Annotated in this window: 1 protein-coding gene and 1 pseudogene; both read right to left on the minus strand. The window is 61.5% G+C overall.

The window, feature by feature from the left end; all coding sequences use genetic code 11:
- Window positions 1–202: pseudogene (locus tag U8U01_RS17305) on the minus strand (isoaspartyl peptidase); the annotation flags it as partial.
- The coding region (locus tag U8U01_RS17310) for a carbohydrate-binding protein (protein WP_322176825.1) at window positions 192–673 on the minus strand (482 nt) is incomplete at its 5' end. The pseudogene U8U01_RS17305 and the gene U8U01_RS17310, both read right to left, overlap by 11 nt.

Genomic DNA, 673 nt, shown 5'->3' on the forward strand with positions numbered 1-673 from the left:
TACCCCGTATCTTGCCCAGCCCGTCATCGTCCTGGACAAAATAGTCTTTCGTGTTCTGGCTGGCGGCGGCGCACAGCTTCCTGTTTTTCCAAAAGAGAAAGCCCTCCCGGCAGTCTAAAGCTGTGCCGTAGGGCAGATTGACCGGGCCGCTTAAACCCTGGAACCGGGCACGGCGGCGGGCTATATATCTTTTATATGCCATCCTCCTGGGCCTCCTCCCAGCCATATACTCCCGGCTCCCACACATTATTGTCCGCTGTAGAAATCCAGCGCTTTTCCTTATGGCTTACCTTGGCCCCCAGAGGGTATGCGTCCTGCGCCCCTATGGGCTGGCTCCAGGCGGGCCACTCCTCTGCCGGGTCGGATATCGCCACCCAAAGGCTGGGGGCCGCATCCGGCGTCCAGCCCTCTTGCGAGGCATGGGCCTGCAGGCATTTATAAAGCTTACCGCCGTGCTGGCGTATCTGGCCCGCCGTATAGTTTACCGGGCAGGCCCAGGGGGCAAAAAGCTCGGTATGCTCGGCGGCGGTAGCCGGGTCGATCTGCCCGCCCTCGGCCAGCGTTACGAACATAATACCTCCTGTTTCGCTTGCTTTCTGGACTTCTGCGCCGCCGTCCACCTGTTCCAGCATGATGGTGGGCGCGTCCGGCAGCGGTTCCCGGCCCAGCAGGC

This window comes from Acutalibacter caecimuris, assembly GCF_034335085.1.
GTDB classification, from domain to species: Bacteria; Bacillota; Clostridia; order Oscillospirales; family Acutalibacteraceae; genus Acutalibacter; species Acutalibacter caecimuris.